Annotated in this window: 30 protein-coding genes and 6 pseudogenes; 11 read left to right on the top strand and 25 right to left on the bottom strand. The window is 22.7% G+C overall.

The genetic code is table 4. From position 1 onward, the window contains the following. Nucleotides 1-185: 185 nt before the first annotated feature. Both SDAV_RS00625 and SDAV_RS00620 read left to right on the top strand, forming a co-directional pair. On the top strand, nucleotides 186-665 hold the full coding sequence (locus SDAV_RS00625; RefSeq protein WP_186823411.1) for a hypothetical protein: 480 nt from the start codon (nucleotides 186-188) through the stop codon (nucleotides 663-665). Further along, the gene (locus SDAV_RS00620) at nucleotides 643-858 is read left to right on the top strand and encodes a hypothetical protein (RefSeq protein ID WP_151202485.1); all 216 of its coding nucleotides are present in this window, start codon (nucleotides 643-645) and stop codon (nucleotides 856-858) included. Before SDAV_RS00625 ends, SDAV_RS00620 begins: the two co-directional genes overlap by 23 nt. 26 nt (nucleotides 859-884) lie before the next feature. On the opposite strand, the gene SDAV_RS00615 is transcribed toward SDAV_RS00620, so the two are convergent. From SDAV_RS00615 to SDAV_RS00605, 3 genes and pseudogenes are all read right to left on the bottom strand, one after another. Then, nucleotides 885-1181, bottom strand: coding sequence for a hypothetical protein (locus SDAV_RS00615; protein WP_114564152.1), 297 nt, complete (start codon nucleotides 1179-1181; stop codon nucleotides 885-887). A gap of 115 nt (nucleotides 1182-1296) precedes the next feature. After that, nucleotides 1297-1617 (bottom strand): hypothetical protein, encoded by a 321-nt coding sequence (locus SDAV_RS00610; RefSeq protein WP_114564151.1) that lies wholly within the window; start codon nucleotides 1615-1617, stop codon nucleotides 1297-1299. Between the two features lie 211 nt (nucleotides 1618-1828). After that, nucleotides 1829-2800: pseudogene (locus SDAV_RS00605) on the bottom strand (IS30 family transposase). A gap of 116 nt (nucleotides 2801-2916) precedes the next feature. On the opposite strand from SDAV_RS00605, the gene SDAV_RS11610 reads away from it, so the two are divergent. Continuing rightward, entirely contained in the window at nucleotides 2917-3081 is a 165-nt protein-coding gene (locus SDAV_RS11610; RefSeq protein WP_186823410.1) for a lipoprotein, read from the top strand. A 71-nt stretch (nucleotides 3082-3152) separates the two neighbouring features. After that, a complete protein-coding gene (locus SDAV_RS00600; RefSeq protein WP_186823409.1) occupies nucleotides 3153-3386 on the top strand; it encodes a DUF3688 family protein in 234 nt (77 codons plus the stop codon). 20 nt (nucleotides 3387-3406) lie between these two features. Here the strand turns inward: SDAV_RS00600 and SDAV_RS00595 are convergent. From SDAV_RS00595 to SDAV_RS11515, 4 pseudogenes are all read right to left on the bottom strand, one after another. Further along, a pseudogene (locus SDAV_RS00595) lies at nucleotides 3407-3637 on the bottom strand (spiroplasma phage ORF1-like family protein); the annotation flags it as partial. A 7-nt stretch (nucleotides 3638-3644) separates the two neighbouring features. Beyond that, a pseudogene (locus SDAV_RS00590) lies at nucleotides 3645-3875 on the bottom strand (hypothetical protein); the annotation flags it as partial. After that, a pseudogene (locus SDAV_RS00585) lies at nucleotides 3868-4881 on the bottom strand (hypothetical protein). The pseudogenes SDAV_RS00590 and SDAV_RS00585, both read right to left, overlap by 8 nt. Further along, nucleotides 4881-4994: pseudogene (locus SDAV_RS11515) on the bottom strand (DUF2649 family protein); the annotation flags it as partial. The pseudogenes SDAV_RS11515 and SDAV_RS00585, both read right to left, overlap by 1 nt. A 24-nt stretch (nucleotides 4995-5018) precedes the next feature. Between SDAV_RS11515 and SDAV_RS00580 the strand changes: the two are divergent. The 4 genes from SDAV_RS00580 (at nucleotide 5019) to SDAV_RS11605 (ending at nucleotide 6846) form a co-directional block, all read left to right on the top strand. Next, nucleotides 5019-5651 (top strand): spiroplasma phage ORF1-like family protein, encoded by a 633-nt coding sequence (locus tag SDAV_RS00580; RefSeq protein ID WP_186823408.1) that lies wholly within the window; start codon nucleotides 5019-5021, stop codon nucleotides 5649-5651. 5 nt (nucleotides 5652-5656) lie between these two features. Next, complete coding sequence (locus SDAV_RS13810) at nucleotides 5657-5785, top strand: hypothetical protein (RefSeq protein ID WP_281268811.1); 129 nt, start codon at nucleotides 5657-5659, stop codon at nucleotides 5783-5785. Nucleotides 5786-6033: 248 nt separating this feature from the next. Further along, a complete protein-coding gene (locus SDAV_RS00575) occupies nucleotides 6034-6573 on the top strand; it encodes a hypothetical protein (protein WP_114564150.1) in 540 nt (179 codons plus the stop codon). A gap of 123 nt (nucleotides 6574-6696) precedes the next feature. Continuing rightward, nucleotides 6697-6846, top strand: coding sequence for a hypothetical protein (locus tag SDAV_RS11605; protein ID WP_186823407.1), 150 nt, complete (start codon nucleotides 6697-6699; stop codon nucleotides 6844-6846). A 202-nt stretch (nucleotides 6847-7048) separates the two neighbouring features. Here the strand turns inward: SDAV_RS11605 and SDAV_RS00570 are convergent. Beyond that, nucleotides 7049-7270 (bottom strand): annotated as a pseudogene (locus SDAV_RS00570) (DUF3627 domain-containing protein); the annotation flags it as partial. Between the two features lie 434 nt (nucleotides 7271-7704). Here SDAV_RS00570 and SDAV_RS00565 point away from each other — a divergent pair. Then, a complete protein-coding gene (locus SDAV_RS00565; protein WP_114564149.1) occupies nucleotides 7705-7854 on the top strand; it encodes a hypothetical protein in 150 nt (49 codons plus the stop codon). A gap of 83 nt (nucleotides 7855-7937) precedes the next feature. On the opposite strand, the gene SDAV_RS11600 is transcribed toward SDAV_RS00565, so the two are convergent. Then, nucleotides 7938-8333 (bottom strand): hypothetical protein, encoded by a 396-nt coding sequence (locus tag SDAV_RS11600; protein ID WP_186823406.1) that lies wholly within the window; start codon nucleotides 8331-8333, stop codon nucleotides 7938-7940. Between the two features lie 468 nt (nucleotides 8334-8801). Between SDAV_RS11600 and SDAV_RS00555 the strand changes: the two genes are divergently transcribed. Further along, nucleotides 8802-9038, top strand: coding sequence for a Panacea domain-containing protein (locus tag SDAV_RS00555; protein ID WP_114564147.1), 237 nt, complete (start codon nucleotides 8802-8804; stop codon nucleotides 9036-9038). Nucleotides 9039-9040: 2 nt separating this feature from the next. Continuing rightward, nucleotides 9041-9283, top strand: a complete 243-nt coding sequence (locus tag SDAV_RS00550; RefSeq protein WP_114564146.1) for a Panacea domain-containing protein — start codon at nucleotides 9041-9043, stop codon at nucleotides 9281-9283. A gap of 147 nt (nucleotides 9284-9430) precedes the next feature. On the opposite strand, the gene SDAV_RS00545 is transcribed toward SDAV_RS00550, so the two are convergent. The 16 genes from SDAV_RS00545 to SDAV_RS00475 form a co-directional block, all read right to left on the bottom strand. Further along, nucleotides 9431-10834, bottom strand: coding sequence for a spiroplasma phage ORF1-like family protein (locus SDAV_RS00545; RefSeq protein WP_114564145.1), 1404 nt, complete (start codon nucleotides 10832-10834; stop codon nucleotides 9431-9433). Between the two features lie 12 nt (nucleotides 10835-10846). Next, nucleotides 10847-11083, bottom strand: a complete 237-nt coding sequence (locus SDAV_RS00540) for a hypothetical protein (protein WP_114564144.1) — start codon at nucleotides 11081-11083, stop codon at nucleotides 10847-10849. Beyond that, a complete protein-coding gene (locus tag SDAV_RS00535) occupies nucleotides 11083-11376 on the bottom strand; it encodes a hypothetical protein (protein WP_114564143.1) in 294 nt (97 codons plus the stop codon). The genes SDAV_RS00540 and SDAV_RS00535 overlap by 1 nt, the downstream gene beginning before the upstream one ends. After that, entirely contained in the window at nucleotides 11369-12379 is a 1011-nt protein-coding gene (locus tag SDAV_RS00530; RefSeq protein WP_114564142.1) for a hypothetical protein, read from the bottom strand. Before SDAV_RS00530 ends, SDAV_RS00535 begins: the two co-directional genes overlap by 8 nt. 4 nt (nucleotides 12380-12383) lie before the next feature. Further along, nucleotides 12384-12593, bottom strand: a complete 210-nt coding sequence (locus tag SDAV_RS00525) for a DUF2649 family protein (RefSeq protein ID WP_071937723.1) — start codon at nucleotides 12591-12593, stop codon at nucleotides 12384-12386. Between the two features lie 220 nt (nucleotides 12594-12813). Continuing rightward, nucleotides 12814-13017 carry a hypothetical protein gene (locus SDAV_RS00520; protein WP_071937734.1) on the bottom strand — a complete coding sequence of 68 codons (204 nt, stop codon included), beginning with the start codon at nucleotides 13015-13017 and terminating at the stop codon, nucleotides 12814-12816. Between the two features lie 131 nt (nucleotides 13018-13148). Then, nucleotides 13149-13331 (bottom strand): hypothetical protein, encoded by a 183-nt coding sequence (locus tag SDAV_RS00515; protein ID WP_114564141.1) that lies wholly within the window; start codon nucleotides 13329-13331, stop codon nucleotides 13149-13151. Between the two features lie 19 nt (nucleotides 13332-13350). Then, entirely contained in the window at nucleotides 13351-13572 is a 222-nt protein-coding gene (locus tag SDAV_RS00510; RefSeq protein WP_114564140.1) for a hypothetical protein, read from the bottom strand. A 65-nt stretch (nucleotides 13573-13637) separates the two neighbouring features. Further along, nucleotides 13638-13769, bottom strand: coding sequence for a hypothetical protein (locus SDAV_RS13805; RefSeq protein WP_277938382.1), 132 nt, complete (start codon nucleotides 13767-13769; stop codon nucleotides 13638-13640). A gap of 1 nt (nucleotide 13770) precedes the next feature. Then, nucleotides 13771-14085, bottom strand: a complete 315-nt coding sequence (locus SDAV_RS00505) for a hypothetical protein (RefSeq protein ID WP_114564139.1) — start codon at nucleotides 14083-14085, stop codon at nucleotides 13771-13773. A gap of 354 nt (nucleotides 14086-14439) precedes the next feature. After that, on the bottom strand, nucleotides 14440-15477 hold the full coding sequence (locus SDAV_RS00500) for a rolling circle replication-associated protein (protein ID WP_114564138.1): 1038 nt from the start codon (nucleotides 15475-15477) through the stop codon (nucleotides 14440-14442). Nucleotides 15478-15715: 238 nt separating this feature from the next. Beyond that, nucleotides 15716-17170 (bottom strand): P-loop NTPase fold protein, encoded by a 1455-nt coding sequence (locus SDAV_RS00495; RefSeq protein ID WP_114564137.1) that lies wholly within the window; start codon nucleotides 17168-17170, stop codon nucleotides 15716-15718. Nucleotides 17171-17619: 449 nt separating this feature from the next. Then, entirely contained in the window at nucleotides 17620-19026 is a 1407-nt protein-coding gene (locus SDAV_RS00490) for a spiroplasma phage ORF1-like family protein (RefSeq protein WP_114564136.1), read from the bottom strand. Between the two features lie 12 nt (nucleotides 19027-19038). After that, nucleotides 19039-19275, bottom strand: a complete 237-nt coding sequence (locus SDAV_RS00485; protein ID WP_071937724.1) for a hypothetical protein — start codon at nucleotides 19273-19275, stop codon at nucleotides 19039-19041. Next, entirely contained in the window at nucleotides 19275-19568 is a 294-nt protein-coding gene (locus tag SDAV_RS00480; protein WP_114564135.1) for a hypothetical protein, read from the bottom strand. The genes SDAV_RS00485 and SDAV_RS00480 overlap by 1 nt, the downstream gene beginning before the upstream one ends. Then, entirely contained in the window at nucleotides 19561-20571 is a 1011-nt protein-coding gene (locus SDAV_RS00475) for a hypothetical protein (protein ID WP_114564134.1), read from the bottom strand. The genes SDAV_RS00480 and SDAV_RS00475 overlap by 8 nt, the downstream gene beginning before the upstream one ends. Nucleotides 20572-20574 lie beyond the last annotated feature (3 nt).

The raw sequence follows: 20574 nt of genomic DNA, 5'->3' as shown, positions 1-20574 counted from the left end.
ACACTGAAAATAACTATTAAGAACTTTAATAGTAAATATAATAAGTTCATTTTTCTATTTAATAAATTCATTTTTTACAAATGTGATACCATCTATTTTTTGATTATCATGAATGGTATCACCAATTAAAACAATTATTTCACTAAAACTTCCTAGGTAGTACCAGCAGTTAATAATGATGAGGAGTGAGCAACTTGATAAAAATAGGTATTGACCCATCAGGAACTGGTACTACTGCTATTGTTGTATATGAAGATAATAAATTAATTAAAAAACTAGATTTTACAAATAAAGATTGAAAATATCATGATAATTATATTATTGAGATTATTTGAGAATATCAGCGATCAGGCGAGATTATTAATGTTGAAGATTGTTTACCAACAAGTGCTAATGGTTCAAAAGACCGCGATGTTTTATTGAGATTATTAGGTGTTTTACAAAAACAGTTTTGAGGTGACATTAATTGAGTATCACCAAAATATACTAAATCAGTTGTTAAAAATATTAAAAATTTAAGTAAATATAATGATAGTTGTTTATGAAAATTTGAAAAAGATACTAATTTAACTTATCAATATGGTAAAGGTTGATTTTATAATAATCAAAAAATAAGTAATCATTTACGAGGTGCAATTATTATTGCTAATTATGAAAGGATTTAATAATTTTATAAAAAAAGATAAATATAATCAAAAACGGAAAATATATTATTCTAGCTTTATTCGAAAAACAGTTAATTTGTATTTGAATCAAAAACAAGAAAAAATATGAAATAATTTACCCCAAAACTATACTTTTTCAGAAAAAGTAGAATACTTTATTAATTTTTATATAAAACACAATAAAGAAAAATAAAAAATAACCAATTAAGGTTATTTTTTTTAAATGCTATTTGTAAGTTTTTCAATCGCTTCTTTTTTAGAATATTCTTTATCGTTAATTTTAACTTGTTTTTTTACATTTTTAATTTGTCCAGTTTTAATTGCTAATTCTGTTGCACTTTCAGCACCGCGTAAATGCTTTTCATGTGCAATTACAGCAGTTCGTAATTCTCTAATTTCTGCTTTATATTTTTTAATTTTTTTAGCAGATAAACCAAGAACACCAAGACTACCAGTTCCAACTGAACCCGCTAATACAATTAAAACAATCATTAATGTATCTGTTGAAATATTCATTTTTTTATTTCCTTTCTATCCTTACTAAAACAGTGGCCATCTATTCTTTCAGAACAAAATAATTTATAAAATAGACTATATAACCACCCAAAAATATCTACCACCCCTATATAGTCTATTTATTTCATCTTTTTTTCAAACAGTATTCATTTCAACTTTTAACTTGTTCTATTGTTTGTTTACAATTATGACAAATATTAACATTATGTTTTTTAAGATATTTACGAAATATTAATCAACCCAATAATATTAAATATAATATATAACTTGGTATTTTATAAATTTGTTCTAAACATTTACCAATTGGTAATTTAATTGCTGGTATTTTAGGTATTTTTGTTGTTAATCAAGCAGTACCATGTAATATTGGATATGATATAACAATCCCAGCATATCCAAAAAAACCACCATCAGTTATATTGTGCTGACCAAACATAAACTCTTTAACTGGTTCTAAATTTGGTATTCAATTAAAATGTAAACTAGTAAAAAATAAAACATATAAACTTAAAAATGGTGTATGATATAAAATTGATAAAGCTTAAGCACACTAAAAAATAATTTATTAATTTTAATTAATAAATACATATCTTATTATTTTAATGACATATTTTATAATTTAATATACATTTTTAAATATTTATTGTTTATATATTCTGCAAAAACATTTCTTTAGCACTTATTCAATTTAAACACGGTCGGAGTTTTTCATTTATTACATTATTAACTACTCAATCAATTTGTTTTTGACTAACATTATTAAAATCAGTTTCAGGAGGAAATCATTTTCTAAACTCACCATTTATATTTTCAATTAAAGGTTTTTGACGAGGTTTACCAGCATCACAAAAATATACTTGTGTTTCAGCAAATATTTCCATTTCTCGTCATTCACTAAATTCTTTACCTCTATCTGTTATTATTCCTTTTATTTTTCCAATTAAATTATTATTTATAACAATATCTTTAATCTTTTTCTCAACTTCCCTAGCAGTATGATTTTCTAATTTTATTGCAAAATATTTTTTACTTGATTGTTCTACTAAAACTAAACAACTAGATTGATGGTTTTTTCCAACAACAGTATCCATTTCAAATCATCCAACATTAGAAACTTTATTTTCAATATCTCAAATTGATCTAAAATCATTTAATTTACCACGATTATCAAATTTTCCTTTTCTTTTATATTTTTTACCACGATGTCGCAAATTCTGTTTTAAAAAACCATAAAAACCTAAACGAATTCATTTATACAATGTTTTAACACAAACCGGGAATTTAACACCAAATTTTAAAAAATGACAATAAATAAATTCTCTCGGAGAATCACAATATTTATTAAGACAATTTTCATAAAATTAATCTGCTCTTCCGTAAATTTACATCTTTTATTATTCTTTTTTCTTTTCTCATAATACATTTTATTTGACTTATAAGCAACTATATTCATCAGTAGTTTTAAAAAGCTTAATTTCTCGTAAAATAGTACTACGATGTCTATTCAAAAATTTAGCGATTGCAGAAATATTCTGTTTACCATTCTTTTTTAAAAACATTTTTGATAATAATAATTGTTCTAATTTAACTTTATCCATAAAACTCAAATGACTATACATAACATTTATATACCTTTCATTAACTTATAAAATTAATATTTAATACAAAATAATTGATATATAATTGATATATAATAAAGTCAATTATATATAAAACAATAAAAGGAGCAATCTATATGAAAAAAATACTTAGCATAATAGGAGCAATTGGATTAACCGCAACAAGCACAACAACATTAATCAGTTGTAAAAAAGAAAATAATAATGAAAACGGGGGGGTAATAAACCAGAACCACAATATAATCCACAACAACCACCAGAAGGTAGTAATTGAAAATTAATTGATATAAATAGTTCTATTTGAATATCAAGAAATAAGGAATTTTCTAACAATAAAAATAAATGATATATAATGTTTGCAAAAAAACGTAATACTAATAATTTTGATTTTATTAAATTTAAAAATAATGATATTAATGATTTATGAAGTTTAGGTAATCGAGGTAATTTTAATATTTCTTTAAAAGGTGAATTATATTGAATTAATTGATTATATCGTTGAGATGGGGATGGTGAACCCGAAACACCAACTATAGATAAAAAAACCGGTGAAATTAATGATTGAAAAGAACAAAAAGGAACTTAATTAATAACAAGTTCCTTTTTTTATATTAATCGTACAAATTTCATAAAAATAATTAATAAAAAGATATTTGTTATTGTACTATACAATGCTGGATTAAATTTTCATACCTCAAATATTTGACTAAAAAAACTATATACTGTTTCAAAAACCTTTCCAACACCACTCGCTAACTCATTAACTTGTTTAACACCAGGAATAGTATTGACAATTCAAATCACCGCATTTTTAATATGAGTTTCTAAATCTCATCAACCTTTAGGAGTTATATGTTGCACTTCATTTTACATAATTCAATTTTGATGTGCCATGAATTGCATAAATATATAACTTAATAACCATAAAAAAGATTAAAAAATAAGCAATCGATGTATTTGTCATCGGTAATTTTGTATTTCAAATTACATCAAAAATAAACAAAAATATATCAAAAACAAAACTAAAAATCTTGTCTCAATTACTATTATTATTTTCAACTAATAAATTAATCATCTTTACCATTTCCTTTCTCTTTTTTAGGTTTTAAATTCTTTTTCAAAATATCAATATCAAACAATTCTAATCGTTATTTAACACTTAATTTTGTAATTTCCGACCAATAATAATATTTTTTATCAATAATTTCATCATTCTTTAAATCACGCACAAATTTTAACCATTCACTATCATACTTATTAGCGAATTCAAGTGGAATTATTATTTTAAAAAACCGAATTCCTAATCCAACATCCGACTTATGTTTTGCTCTTTTACCTTCTGCTGTTCGTTCTACTGATTTTGTTTTTCAAATTTCATAATCTGTAATATCTTGGAAAATCCCAATTCGCATAATAAAGAAACGATTAAAAAAATTAAATCCTTTCTTAGCAACGGGTTTTTTCAATGAAATTGGAATAATAATTTCATTTGCTAACTGGCGAATATTATTTCAAATCATACCCTCACGCTGAGCTGTAAATAAAGCACGGTGTCCAAAATGTCTCGCTAAAACAATTCACGGTATTTTACCACTATGAACTTTTTTCTCATCGTGAGGACTAGTTCCATCAATATACAAATAACTTTCATCAAATAAAATAAGACTATCATCGGGTGGGGCTGGTTTTGTTTGATCGGTAAAATCTAAATTTTTAAATGTTAAAACTTTAACTTTATCATCTTCTAACGGATAATTACTATAAATTTTATCTGTCAATAATTTCATAGTTTGCGACAAATAAGTTAAAAGTAATGTTTTACCAGTTCCTAACTTACCAATAATTACCGATAACGGATTATCTCAAACAAAATTTACTAACCAAAAAGCGTTTAACTGATAAAAAATATTTTTTCACAATCATCACACAAAATAAACACACTTCAAAGCAAACAACAATCAAAATACTAAACCAACACAATACAAAGAAATTATCCAAAGTAATAAATCAATTAAACTAAACAAAAGCATTGAACCACTAATATAACAATAGTTTTTAAAGAAAAATATAAATTTTTTCATTATTTAAAATACCCAACTATTTTAAAAACCATTCACAAGAAAAACCAAGTTAAAAACAAAATCACAATTCAAACACCAACCATCAAAGTTAAATATTCATTTTGCTTTAAATTGATGTTAAACAAAATTTTTATTCGTTGGATAATTTATTTCAAGTTTTAGATTATTTTTATTCTAATGTTTTAAGAGTTATATTTGATATTTCGAATTTTAGAGAATGTATTTATTTTACATCTAATAATGGTAATTTAGGTTTTGTGTTTTTTGTAAAAAATGGTTTTTTATTATATCCAAAATCAATGGTTTTTAATATTTTAAGATTTCCTGATACAGATATTTATTATTTAAAACCACAAGTGCAATTGTATAATGCTTATACGATAAATAGTACTAATGATTATTTTTCTTATTATTCAAATTGAGATTATAAGACTGATATTTTACCTTCTAATAATGATAAATATACTCAATCAATAAAATTATTAGATATGACAGATAGGTCAAAATATCAAGGTTTTAATTTAATTAAATTTAATACAACCAGATTAACAGAAGATAGGTCTATTTCAATTAATGGTTTTAATTTTAGTCTTTATAATGCTACTGATTGAAGTGGTGAACTTAATGATGGAAAAATTTGACAATTACCTTATAAAAAAGGTGCTTGATACCGTTTAGATATTCATATTGAAAATGCGGCAATTTGGATTGTAAATAATTTGCCTGGTATGAAAGAAATTTATAAATTTATAAATTTGTTAATGGGATAGTACATGTGTTTAGTAATGTTTCTGAATTGTTTAATAATATTGGTAATTTGTTTGCTTTTGATATTACATTTAAAATTATGTTAAGTTCTATTTTAGTTTTAGCAATGGTTAACGGACTTTTACGCTATTTTTAATAGTAAAAATAATGTTGTTGGTAAAAAAAGTAAGGTGGTGTGGTGGTTTATCCACGCACCACCTTACTTAAAGGGGTAAAAGTCGCGGAGCGACTTAGGGGCGAAGCCCCTTTCCTTGATTAACTAGATTAACTAGCATAACGGGAGAAACGGAAAAATAAGAATATTTGACAAGATAAAAATAATTAAATATAGTTAAATTATGTATTTATTAAATACATATAAATAAAAAGAAAGGAATAATATATATGAAAAAAATAATAAGTTTAATCGGAGCAACTGCTATAACAACAAGTGGAGTAACCCCATTAATGGCAATGATGCCAAATAATAAAAATCAAAATTTTTCAATAGGAGAAAGCAGTAGTTCTGTTGTTCGGGGAGAAGATAAAATATTAAAAAATAGTATATATACAGTTGATAAAACAAAAAAAACTTTTTTTGCACCTTGAATTATTTATTTATCTTCAGAAACAATTCAAAATCTTAATAAAATTTCAACTAATGATTCAATATTACATGCTCAAAAATCAGACCAAATGATAGATTTTATAATCCAAAAAGTAGCAACAAATAATTCTAATGATGATGTTAATGAATTTGTATCAAAAATGAATAGAAAATCACTTTCAGATAAAATTTTTTATAATAATTTTTATTTAGATATTCCTGAAATTTTTTCAAAACCTTTAATAAAAAATAATAATGGTGTTGGAATTATTATAAATGAAGATGAAAATGAAGATAAAAATGGAAGAATTATTCATATATTTGATCAAAAAAATTAAATTGACAACTAAAAAATAAAAAATATAATTTAAATTAGAATAAAAAACATTTTTTTAAATGTTTAATGTATTCAAACCAAAATAAACGGTTTCTTCGAACTTTGTTTTAGAAAGGAAATAAAAATGAATGTAAATATAAATGCATATAATCGTTTAACTGGGGAAAATTTATATAAACCTTATATAAACCCTGATTGTTATATTAATCAAAAATATTATGTTAAAAAAGTATATTATGGTCCATATATTAAAACAGTTGTTTTACCGTTATAGTGTATTAATAGTTTTGGAAAAGAAAATTCAACTGGGATTAAAAATACTGGGGAAAATGAAATTAAATTATTAAATAGTCGTGTTCGTTCACAAAGAAATTGTATTCAAAAAGCAATTCATAACTTTAATGGTTGTCAAAATTTGGGTTTTACGACTTTAACTTATGCAGAAAATATGCAAGATGTAAAACAGGCTAATCATCAATAGGGTAAGAATTATCATAAATCAAACCGATTGATATTTGATTACAATTTTTTTCACTCGGATAAATAAACTTATTACTCAATCAAAAACCAATATGACGATTATGATTAGGTAAATTAATAAAACTTGCTTTATCTGTTGTAAAAGGTATAAATTCCTTACTAATAAAATAATTTTCTACATTCTGATTTTTCTTAACAAAATTACTCAATTTTATCATCTCCTAACTAAATATTTGTTTAATAAACAATGTTATACATAATGCTAATATATTGTTTATTTAATTTTTAATAAACACTGTTAATAAACATTGTTAAATATAAAAATAATAAAAATTGGCACACTGAAAAATACTATTTAATTTTTAACAATAGTTATTAAAATGCATTTTGTAATCGAAGTGCAACAAATCAACTTTGAAAGGAGTTGATTTTTTAATGGAAAGAAAACATTATTTTATTTTGCGGTCCCTAGTAACTAAATATGGAAAAGATATTGTTATTAATACTGTAAATAAAATAGTAATTAATAATGTAAAAGAAAATGAATAAATTATCCGCGTAATTTATTAGCGGTAATTTATTCAATATTGTTTATTTTGAGCGTAGCGAACACGCGAAGCGTGCCGCAATATTTTTAGAGAGGAGATGTAATATGCCAACTTTATTAACGACAATATTTAGTGTTGTTATTATATTAGGGATTTTTGCTTGAATTGGTTTATCAATTTATCAAAAAATTAAACAAATTCGAGGAAAGAAAAAAGAAAAAAAAGAAATTGAAAGAAAGGAGAGTAATAAATAATGCTAGGTATGTATTTAACAACAGCGTTTAATTTTTTAACAGCACCTACACCTAAAACTATGACTGAGGGTATATGCACCCTTTTATTTAATAGTTTCAATTTCATCATTTTTATTTTCAGTTGATTTTTCAATCATATCTTTAATAAAATTAGTTGGTGAAACTGATGGTTGTTCTTGCACAAACAAATCAGGTTTTAATTCTTTTAAAGTTTGCATTCTTTCAGTTAAAGAATTACCACTAACTTTATCTAAATTAGTTTTAATATCTTCAATTTTAGTAGATGGAACATCTTTAAAAGCTTTTAATTCATCTAATTCATTAGCAACTTTTAAATACTCTTCTTTTGAAATAGTATCTGTTCTTTTTTGCAAACTTTCTCTAATTTGTTTCGCTTCATTATTAAATTCATTTAATATATTATCTGCTATTTCAGCACTTAAACCTTGTTCGATTAATTGTTCTTTTGTAATTGCCATTTTTATAAACCTCTCTTTTTTTATTCTTGTCCGATTAACAAGTCAGCATAAACTCTTTTTAAGGCGGAAAGCTTAAACCGGAAATACGCTTTTTTAACAAAAGATTAAACCATTACCTTTATTGTACACTATTATTTTACCAATACAATACTTTTTATATATAAATACTAAACTTAATATATTTAATTGCTAATATATCCCTTAAAACAAGTAATAAAGGTATTTACAAGCAATTATATTTATGTATAATATACTTAATCCTCAGTTTAGACTGTTGGAGGCTCGCTTGCTGAAATGCAGGCGTACATATTGGGGTTGTATAGCCCTTTTACTTTATTAATTAATAATAAAATAATTAAATTAGAACGGATATAAAAATAATCAACAACAATATTAAAAATTAAAATATATGCAACCATTTTATTTTTTTATTGTATAATTATATTAACTTAAAGGGGGTTGGAAAATATGAAAGCATGTAAATTAAGCGAGTATATAATACAGCGTATTTATGAAGATGCAATTACACAATTAAAATTACAAAAAAGTCTTTATTTTATATATGTATATTTTTTAGTTAACAAACAAAAAAAGATTTTTAATGATAAATTTCAAAGATGAGATTATGGTCCAGTAATTAAAGATGTTTATGATAAATATAAAAAATATGAAAAAAATCCTATTGAAATTCCGAAAAAAAAATAAAATTGAATGAACTAACTAATTTAGAAATATTAGAATTAGATTCATTACTGTTTGAATTAAATAAATTTTCAGCATTTGGACTAGCTAATCTTTCACATGAATGTGAACCATGAAAACAAACGCCAAAAAATGAATATATTAGTGATGAAAAAATTATAAATTATTACTCTAATAATTTATCTGAATTATTGAATTTAAATCACTATACATTATTCGATTTAAATATAATAATATTTAGAATTTAAAAACCCTTTGGGACAGTTGTGTTACTTAATCAAGGAAAGGGGCTTCGCCCCTAAGTCGCTCCGCGACTTTTACCCCTTTAAGTAAGGTGGTGCGTGGATAAACCACCACACCACCTTACTTTTTTACCAACAACATTATTTTTACTATTAAAAATAGCGTAAAAGTCCGTTAACCATTGCTAAAACTAAAATAGAACTTAACATAATTTTAAATGTAATATCAAAAGCAAACAAATTACCAATATTATTAAACAATTCAGAAACATTACTAAACACATGTACTATCCCATTAACAAATTTATAAATTTCTTTCATACCAGGCAAATTATTTACAATCCAAATTGCCGCATTTTCAATATGAATATCTAAACGGTATCAAGCACCTTTTTTATAAGGTAATTGTCAAATTTTTCCATCATTAAGTTCACCACTTCAATCAGTAGCATTATAAAAACTAAAATTAAAACCATTAATTGAAATAGACCTATCTTCTGTTAATCTAGTTGTACTAAATCTAATTAAATTAAAACCTTGATATTTTGACCTATCTGTCATATCTAATAATTTTATTGATTGAGTTCATTTATCATTATTAGAAGGTAAAATATCAGTCTTATAATCTCAATTTGAATAATAAGAAAAATAATCATTAGTACTATTTATCGTATAAGCATTATACAATTGCACTTGTGGCTTTAAATAATAAATATCTGTATCAGGAAATCTTAAAATATTAAAAACCATTGATTTTGGATATAATAAAAAACCATTTTTTACAAAAAACACAAAACCTAAATTACCATTATTAGATGTAAAATAAATAAATTCTCTAAAATTAGAAATATCAAATATAACTCTTAAAACATTAGAATAAAAATAATCTAAAACTTGAAATAAATTATCCAACGAATAAAAATTTTGTTTAACATCATTAACAAAATAATTACTGTTAGATTTTTTAAGAATATCCATATTAATCAATTCTTTATAATTAAAATTTAAAACTAAATAATTCATATCAAAATGTTTATAACTCTGATTGGCAATAATTGGCATAAATAAATATTCTATAATTTCTCAATTAAAAGTAAATTCATATTTTATATTGTTTTTATAAATAAAAATATCTAACAATTTATTTGGGGTTTCATAATTAATAATTAATTTACCCAAAGGACCCTTAGAAATATCTTTCGGGTTTCAACTTAATAAATAATCTCAAGCAGTATTTTTAATTTTATTAAATCAGTAATTACTATCATTTTTATCAGCACTTACATTTGGAATAAAAGAAGTTTCAACACCAAAACTAAATGCATAATTACTAGGATCTAAACCTTGCATAAAATAATCTTGTCGCAACATTAAAGTAGACTGAAAATCATATTCATTTGCTTTTGCATAAGTTAAATCACTAAAATTATCATTATTTCTTGTTTCTACTTTACAAACATTACTAATATAATTTATAGTTGTAGCACTACAAAAAAGAAATATTCAACCAAATATTAAATAAAAAATAATAAATATATCTAATAATCGTTTTCGCATTGTTTTAACCCCCTAAACAATAAAAATAATTCTAATACCCATAATAATAATTGCAAACGCCATATATAACTGGAAAATAGGGTGTGTTGCAATAATAAATAACTGTGCTACTAATTTATAAAAATCATTAGCAGACTCCAAATAATGCTTAACAGTAGAAAAACCTAAATCTGTTGCCACAACAATATTAGCAACAAAACCAAACCCAACAGTTAAACCAATAACAAAGAAAAATATTAACTTTAACATTATTTATCATTCTCCTTATTATTACTTTTAGAATTATTACTTATATTTTTAACTCCATTAGATATTTTTTTACTTGCTTGTAAAGAAGAACGAGAAACTGAACTTAAACCACGAGAACTATTAACTAACAAAAAGATAACATTTATAACACCACCAATTACTCAAATTACAAATAAAGGAATATTTGTACCCGGCAATTTTAATGCTCACATTCAATCCATTATTTTCATAAAAATATCAACTACAACATTAATGGCACCATTTCATACATCATTAGCAAGTAAATTAATCATTTTCTAACTCTCCTAAATTCTTTAATAAATGTTCCATCCCCATCTCTCGTAATTCATTAATCGTAATATCTTTTTTAACAATACTAGGTCAATTTTGCTTAGTATAACTTGGTACTTTATCATTTTTTAAATCACGTACAAACTTTAAATATTTACTATCATATTGCATTGCAATAGATAAAGGAATTTTTATCTTAACAAAATTAATACCAATATTTTTATTAGATTTTTTACGAACTCTTTTTCCGTTTGCTGTTCGTTTAACCGTTTCCGTTTTTCATGTTAAATAATCATCTAAATCATCAAAAAAACCTATTTTCATTTTAAAATAAGGAAAAAATATACTAGGTGGAATACATTGCATAGGAACAATAATCATATTAGCAATTTCTCTATATTCGACTCAATTTTGATTAATTCGTTGTCCGGCAAAAATAATATTATTATTAAACTGACGACATAATAAAAAATATGCTTTTAAACCACTAAATTTTTTATCATTTTCCTTAGGGTTTGTACCATTTATATATAAAAATATTTCATCAAATAAAATTAAACTATCATCTGGCGGTATTTTATATTTTTTATTTTTAAAATCTAAATGGTTTAAACCTAAAACTCCAATTTTTTCATCATTAATAAAATAATTAGAATAAACATTATCAAATTTAGCAATTTGCGATAAATAAGTCATCAATAAAGTTTTACCAGTACCCAAAGGACCGTTAATAATTGATATTGGACTACTTTTAACAATTTTAACAAGTTTCCGTGTTTGAAAAAGATCACTAAAAAAAGACCAAAAGAAAATAATATAAAAAATTACTAAAAAAATAAAAAGAATAATATCTATAACTGATGTAGAACTAAAATATATAAATTGTAAATTAAAACAAACAATAAAAAAATAAAACAAAATATTTGCCATAAATCAATTTACATATCAATAAGAAAACTTAATATTTTTTTGTCTTTTAAATAAATTAAAATAATTTTTAAACATATATCTACACCACCAATCTAATTGTTTTATATAAAATAAATATTGATAACCAAATTAGAAAAAAAACAACTAATCAAACACCTATCATAATTACTGAATAAGTAATATTATCAATAGAACTACCGACAAAGTTATCAATTTCAGTTTTCGGAATAAAATAAAAAATTTGTAAAAGACCTTGATATACTCGTTGCAAAAAAATATTTCAGTCCATTATTTTATCCACCTAAAAATACAACTTAAAATTAAAAATAACATCCCAAAAACAAGTATTAAAAATACAACAAATATAACAATATCTAAAATAGCGGGATGATTAACTCCGAAAATAATTGTCATAAATTCATAATATAAATCTCATACACTTTGCATTTTTCTTATTCCTTTCCTAAATGTTAATTACTAAAATCAAGATTAGAGTTTATTATTAAATATTAATATCCGTGAATTAACTTTCTGATTGTTTCAATTCCTAAAACCACAAACATTAAAACTAACGGAATAATTAATAACATATGTGACCCTAAAAAAGTAATAAATCAGTTAGTAAAAGCAATCGCTCAATTAGCAAGAATAGCAGCAAAATCCGCTATTTGCTTAATAACATCAGCGTCGCCCGTTAATAAATTTAAATTCATTAATAACACCTCACTTAAAATACTTTCTATTAATAATAAAACCTTCGCATACTCTAACCTTGATTTTAGTAATTAACACTAAAAACTAAAATCAATTTTTATACTTGCGAAGGTATTTGATTGATATTAACTTATTCAACAGACTTATCTGCTTTTTTAATTTTTCGTTTTCCCCATTCTTTAAATTCTACTTTTTTAGAACAATGCGGACAAATTAAATACTTATTTTTAAATCTAAATATTGTATTAACTGTTAAAAAAACTAATAACATTAACATTGCAATTACTAAAATAATTGTTGCAAAAACGGTCATTAATTATCACCACCTTTTTTTAATTTTTGCTTTCTATATTTAACATATAATTTTTGACTTGCTCCACTAATAATTTAAAATGTTGTTCTTCCATAACACCAATATCAATAACATTATGATTAAGATATAACTTAATTACTTTTCTTAACATAAATAAAGGTATTTTAGTAGGTAAACATTGATGAATAACATTAACCAAATATTGTAATCTTTGTTTATATAACTTAGTTTGCTTTTTCATTTTATTTTTTATGTTTAGGACAAATAATATCTTGCCTATTACATAAATAACAATCTGATTTTTTCTTAGTCATTATCTAACCTAGAATAACATTGATTAATTAAAACAACATTTTTATTAACACAATTTCAACAATAACGAGACCCATTTTCTCAAACAGTATCATTAATACAAACCATACATAACTGTTGTTGCATATTAACTATTGCTTTCTGTTATTGTTGAATTATTAGAATATTTATTAATAAAATCTTGTTCGGTTTCATAAGGCAATATTTTTGATATTTTACCGTTAAAACCAATTTCTACATTATAGAAACTACCTTCAATCATTTCGGGCAAACTATTTTGAAAATCACTATCTTTACGAACTCATTTATCTTGGTATTCTTTACCAACTATTTTTTTACCTTCAACTCGTAAAAATGTATATACATCATAATAATTTTCTTTATTTGACTTATCTTTAATAACTTGATTGTACTTAATATCACTTAAATAAACTTTAAACATAACTAAAAAATTCCTTTCATTTACATATATGTAAATAAAGGTTTCACAAGGTTTAAAACTTTAAATAAGATAAATGTTAAAAAATAAAAACTAATTTAATAAAAAATTAATACAAAATGAATGTAAATATAAATACAAAATAAAAACATTTACCTATATTTAAAGTTTCGTCAGAAGAAACCTTTATTGGTTTGAATACTTAAATATAACTAAATGTTATATATAATATCCTAATTTAATTTTACACAACAAAATAAATATGTCAACTACTACATATTTTAAAGCAAAAAAATAAATTTATTTATAAATTTATATCCTCAACTTGCTTTTTTTTTTTTTTTTTGTTTTAATTAATTATGTGGTATAGGTTGTCAGAAGACTATACTGCAAAAAACTAGTACTTTCCATTTGGAAGGTACTTTTTTTAATGTACCTTTGTTTACCTAAATTAAGGTATTTATCAAGTTTTTTTCGCGTTCGATATATGTCTAAATTAGATATTTTTTTGAAAAACCGAAATATTTTTTTATCATATGGGACATATTCTTCCATTTGTCAAAAATAATCTTTATTTCAATCACTATCAATGCTAACACCCATTAAATAACCATCTTTATTATTAAACATAAAATTATGTTTTGTACCTTTTAATGAAGCAATTAATTCCATTTCACACATTTCAATAACGCCAACTTTAACAATCGGGTCAGTACAATTAGCACTAAAACGATATGCCTTTGTATTTAAGTCATAAATATTTTTATTTTTTTCTTCGCTTTGTGCTTTTACAATATATTTAGCAACATATTTACTAACAAATTCATTTGTACCAGTTTTAACTGGTAAATTTTTATTATACCCATAAGGTCAACATTTTCTAACTACTTTATTAGGGATATATTCACTAAATATTATATGAAAATGTATTCTTCCTTTTTTTTGATATTCATAGGCAACTAGATATTTTAAATCTTTATATTTATTTTTTTTATATTTAGAAAAATAATAATTTAATCTTCGAATAAATAATCTAAAATGATGGTTTGCTTTTTTAATATCTTGGACATTTTCAGCATAAGTTAAAGTTAAAAAACCCATATTTTTTTTACAACCACTAAAATTATGAATTGCTTTACGAATACAATTTGCTTGTGAACGAACACGACTATTTAATAATTTAGTCTCATTTTCACCAGTATTTTTAATTCCAGTTGGATTGCCTTTACCAAATTTATTAATACATTCTAACGGTAATACAATCGTTTTAATATATGGACCATAATATACTTTTTTAACATAATATTTTTGATTAACAAAATTACTATTATCAATATAAGGTCTATATAGAACTTCTCCAGTCAAACGATTATAAGGATTTATATTTACATTCATTTTTTATTTCCTTTCTAAAACAAAAATAAAAAAACATTTACTTATATTTAAAGTTTCGTCAGAAGAAACCGTTTATTTTGGTTTGAATACATTAAACATTTGGATAAATGTTTTTTTCTTCTAATTTAAATTATAAATTTTTTAACTTAAAAATAAAACAATTTTTTTAATTTTAAATTAATTTTTTATTATCTACCCACTTATAAAAATTGAAAAAAATACAAATAAGAAATTTTATTTATATTATATTTTGCATATATTCAAAGTATTTTTTAGTTCTTATATCTAATTCTATATATATTCATTTTCTATAATAACAATAACTAAAAATTTTATCAAATAATTCTTGGCCGTCTTTGTCTAAATATTTATATATATTTTTATATTCTAAATAATCTCCTAAATATTTTTTTTTATTGCTTAAGTATTTATCTGGGTCTTCAATATCAGTAATATTGCATAAATTTTCAAAATCAAAGTTATTAATATCTTTTATAAATGGAGCAAAAAGACCGAACGGTATACTTATATTTTTTTCATTATAAACTCTTATAAAACAATTTCTATCAATATTTACAATTTCAAAAAGTTCATTTGCCTCTTTTTTAGTTGAATCTTTATTTTTTTCAAAAAAATTATTTTTAGTAGAATTATTAAATTTTCTAAATAATAAGTATAAATTTAAATCTGATAAATTTCCATTAATTTTTAATAAATTAATATTTTTATAATAAATTCAAAAAGCAATAAATTCAAAAAGTTCTCAATTAAAATTATTATCATTATTTTTAAAAGATAATATAAAATTGTTGGCACGATTAATTGCTTTGTTTACTTTTCTATAATCATTTTTTAGATCATTTATTAAAATAAATTTTAATAAATGACTTTTAATCATTACATTATTTGTACAAATAATTGCTTCATCAAAATAATTTAAATTTTCAATATTTATAGTATTATAAAAAATCTTATCAGTATAACTTTCATTGTTATTATTTTCATTTTGGATTTCATTGTTATTATTTTCATTTTGGATAAGCATTTTGTTTATTCTATCTGAATCACAACTAACAATAAAAAAACAATTATTTAATCTAAATAATATATTTTTAATAATACTTAAAAATTCAATCATTTTCGGTGTAGTACATCTATCAAGTTCATCAAAAATAAAGATATTTTTTGAATATTGAGTATATAAATTTATTTGCCTAATAATTTCATTAATTGCCTCATTGTAATTATTAAATTGTAATAAATTATCTTCCTTGTCTTTTGATTTATGAATTATTTTTTTGATATATTTTAAAGGTGATTCAATTTTTAAATAATAACTTGCAAAATTAATAGCATATTCACCACTAACAGTTATCAAACTTTTTACAAATTTTTTTAAAGCAAATTTATTTTTAGGTTTATAATTGAAAAATCTTAATATATCACATAGTACACTTACAAAAATATTGTCAGAAATTTCATATTCTCAAACATTAAATATTTTTACTTGATATTCTTTTTCTTCTAACTCTTTTTCTAATTTTTGAATATATGTTGTTTTTCCGCTCCCCCATTGTCCTTTAATATTTAAGTTGTTGGTATATTCTTTATTTTGTACATTACTATTTTCTTTATCTTTAATTTTAAAAAATTTATCAATAAAAGTTATTATATTTTCTGTGTTATATGTCATTTTTTTCTCCTTATAAATTTATTAGTTGCAAATATTATACCATTTTTTTAAAACCCTTATAAGAATATTTATAATAGGTATAAAGAGGATAAAAATGATATTACTAAGTTCATTATTTTTTAAAAACAAAAAAATATTAATGATTATGTCAATAAACAATTTTAATTACATAATATAAATTTCAACTAAACTATTATTTTTATTTAATTATTTTTTATTAATATTAATTTATATATTATTTTATATATTAAACTGGACTCGGTCAATTTTATCTAATTTTTTAAACTTTTAATATTCTTAAAAATCCTTTGGGACAGTTGTGTTACTTAATCAAGGAAAGGGGCTTCGCCCCTAAGTCGCTCCGCGACTTTTACCCCTTTAAGTAAGGTGGTGCGTGGATAAACCACCACACCACCTTACTTTTTTTACCAACAACATTATTTTTACTATTAAAAATAGCGTAAAAGTCCGTTAACCATTGCTAAAACTAAAATAGAACTTAACATAATTTTAAATGTAATATCAAAAGCAAACAAATTACCAATATTATTAAACAATTCAGAAACATTACTAAACACATGTACTATCCCATTAACAAATTTATAAATTTCTTTCATACCAGGCAAATTATTTACAATCCAAATTGCCGCATTTTCAATATGAATATCTAAACGGTATCAAGCACCTTTTTTATAAGGTAATTGTCAAATTTTTCCATCATTAAATTCACCATTTCAATCAGTAGCATTATAAAGACTAAAATTAAAACCATTAATTGAAATAGATCTATTTTCTATTAATGTAGTTGTACTAAATCTAATTAAATTAAAACCTTGATATTTTGACCTATCTGTCATATCTAATAATTTTATTGATTGAGTATATTTATCATTATTAGAAGGTAAAATATTAGTCTTATAATCTCAATTTGAATAATAAGAAAAATAATCATTAGTACTATTTATCGTATAGGCATTATATAATTGCACTCGTGGTTTTAAATAATAAATATCTGTATCAGGAAATCTTAAAATATTAAAAACCATTGATTTTGGATATAATAAAAAACCATTTTTTACAAAAAACACAAAACCTAAATTACCATTATTAGATGTAAAATAAATAAATTCTCTAAAATTAGAAATATCAAATATAACTCTTAAAACATTAGAATAAAAATAATCTAAAACTTGAAATAAATTATCCAACGAATAAAAATTTTGTTTAACATCATTAACAAAATAATTACTGTTAGATTTTTTAAGAATATCCATATTAAGCAATTCTTTATAATTAAAATTTAAAACTAAATAATTCATATCAAAATGTTTATAACTCTGATTGGCAATAATTGGCATAAATAAATATTGTATAATTTCTCAATTAAAAGTAAATTCATATTTTATATTGTTTTTATAAATAAAAATATCTAACAATTTATTTGGCGTTTTATAATCTATTATTAATCTACCCAAAGAACCCACCTCAGAAATATCTTTTGGGTTTCAACTTAATAAATAACTTCAACCAGTATTTTTAATTTTATTAAATCAAAAATTACTATCATTTTTATCAGCACTTACATTTGGAATAAAAGGAGTTTCAACACCAAAACTAAATGCATAATTACTAGGGTCTAAACCTTGCATAAAATAATCTTGTCGCAACATTAAAGTAGACTGAAAATCATATTCATTTGCTTTTGCATAAGTTAAATCACTAAAATTATCATTATTTCTTGTTTCTACTTTACAAACATTACTAATATAATTTATAGTTGTAGCACTACAAAAAAGAAATATTCAACCAAATATTAAATAAAAAATAATAAATATATCTAATAATCGTTTTCGCATTGTTTTGACCCCCTAAACAATAAAAATAATTCTAATACCCATAATAATAATTCCAAACGCCATATATAACTGGAAAATAGGATGTGTCGCAATAATAAATAACTGTGCTACTAATTTATAAAAATCATTAGCAGACTCCAAATAATTTTTAACAGTAGAAAAACCTAAATCTGTTGCCACAACAATATTAGCAATAAAACCAAATCCAACAGTTAAACCAATAACAAAGAAAAATATTAACTTTAACATTATTTATCACTATCCTTATTATTACTTTTAGAATTATTACTTATATTTTTAACTCCATTAGATATTTGCTTTCTTGCTTGTAAAGAAGAACGAGAAACTGAACTTAAACCACGAGAACTATTAACCAATAACATAATGACATTTATAACACCACCAATTACTCAAATTACAAATAAAGGAATATTTGTACCTGGCAATTTTAAAGTTCACATTCAATCCATTATTTTCATAAAAATATCAACCACAACATTAATAGCACCATTTCATACATCATTAGCAAGTAAATTAATCATTTTCTAACTCTCCCAAATTCTTTAATAAATGTTCCATCCCCATCTCTCGTAATTCATTAAGCGTAATATCTTTTTTAACAATACTAGGTCAATTTTGTTTAATATAACTTGGTACTTTATCATTTTTTAAATCACGCACAAATTTTAAATATTTACTATCATATTGCATTGCAATAGATAAAGGAATTGTTATCTTAACAAAATTAATACCAATATCTTTATTAGATTTTTTACGAACTCTTTTCCCGTTTGCTGTTCGTTTAACTGTTTCCGTTTTTCATACTAAATAATCATCTAAATCATCAAAGAAACCTATTTTCATTTTAAAATAAGGAAAAAATATACTAGGTGGAATACATTGCATAGGAACAATAATCATATTAGTAATTTCTCTATATTCCACTCAATTCTGATTAATTCGTTGTCCAGCAAAAACAATGTTATTATCAAACTGACGACATAATAAAAAATATGGAATTAAACCACTAAACTTTTTATTGTTTTCTTCGGGTTTAGCACCATTCATATACAAAAATATTTCATCAAATAAAATTAAACTATCATTTGACGGTATCTTATAATTTTTATTTTTAAAATCTAAGTGGTTTAAACCTAAAACTCCAATTTTTTCATCATTAATAAAATAATTAGAATAAACATTATCAAATTTAGCAATTTGTGATAAATAAGTCATCAATAAAGTTTTACCAGTACCCAAAGCACCGTTAATAATTGATATTGGACTACTTTTAACAATTTTAATTAATTTCCGTGTTTGAAAAAAATCACTAAAAAAAGACCAAAAGAAAATAATATTAAAAATTACTAAAAAAATAAAAAAGATAATATCTATAACTGATGTAGAACTAAAATATATAAACTGTAAATTAAAACAAACAATAAAAAAATAGAACAAAATATTTGCCATAAATCAATTTACATATCAATAAGAAACCTTAATATTTTTTTGTCTTCTAAATAAATTAAAATAATTTTTAAACATATA

Source organism: Spiroplasma phoeniceum P40, assembly GCF_003339775.1.
Taxonomy (GTDB): domain Bacteria; phylum Bacillota_I; class Bacilli_A; order Mycoplasmatales; family Mycoplasmataceae; genus Spiroplasma; species Spiroplasma phoeniceum.
Note: the sequence above shows the minus strand (reverse complement) of the source record. Positions and strands in the feature narration are given on the sequence as shown.